Consider the following 681-nt stretch of genomic DNA (forward strand, 5'->3'; position numbering starts at 1 on the left):
AAAACGTCACCAGCGACGTCACCCACAACAAAGACGATTTCCATCAGGGCTACCGCAACACCTTCCTTGCCACCCCGTGGGACGCGCACTTCCGCCCTGCCCTCGAACACCCGAAACCGAAAGTCCTCGGCAGCCAGACCGCCATTGTCACCGGCCCGTCCGGCGAAGAAATCCACTGCGACGAATACGGCCGCGTCAAAGTGCAATTCCACTGGGACCGCGACGGCCAGGCCAACGACACCACCAGCTGCTGGCAACGCGTCGCCACCGGCTGGGCCGGCAGTGCCTACGGCGGCATCGCCATCCCGCGCGTCGGCATGGAAGTCCTCGTCACCTTCCTCGAAGGCGACCCCGACCAACCGCTGATCACCGGCTGCCTGTTCCACAAGGAAAACGTCGTCCCCTACGACCTGCCGGCGAACAAGACCCGCAGCACCTTCAAGACCCTCAGTTCACCGGGCGGCAAGGGTTACAACGAGTTCCGTATCGAAGACAAGAAAGGCGCGGAACAGATCTACCTGCACGCCCAGCGCGACTGGGATGAAAACATCGAACACGACCAGAAAATCCGCATCGGCAATGAACGCCATGACACGGTCGAGGCCAATGTTTTCAGCGAGTTCAAGGTTGAAGAACACCGGATTACCCATCTGGACCGCAAGACTGAAGCGCGGGCGGATG

1 protein-coding gene is annotated in these 681 nt (G+C 61.1%); it reads left to right on the top strand.

Annotation, left to right across the window (positions count from 1 at the left end; translation table 11 throughout):
• On the top strand, window positions 1–681 hold a 681-nt coding region (gene tssI, locus QMX98_RS34785), incomplete at both ends, for a type VI secretion system tip protein TssI/VgrG (RefSeq protein ID WP_282412089.1).

This window comes from Pseudomonas sp. PS02303, from assembly GCF_029959925.1.
GTDB classification, from domain to species: Bacteria; Pseudomonadota; Gammaproteobacteria; order Pseudomonadales; family Pseudomonadaceae; genus Aquipseudomonas; species Aquipseudomonas mandelii.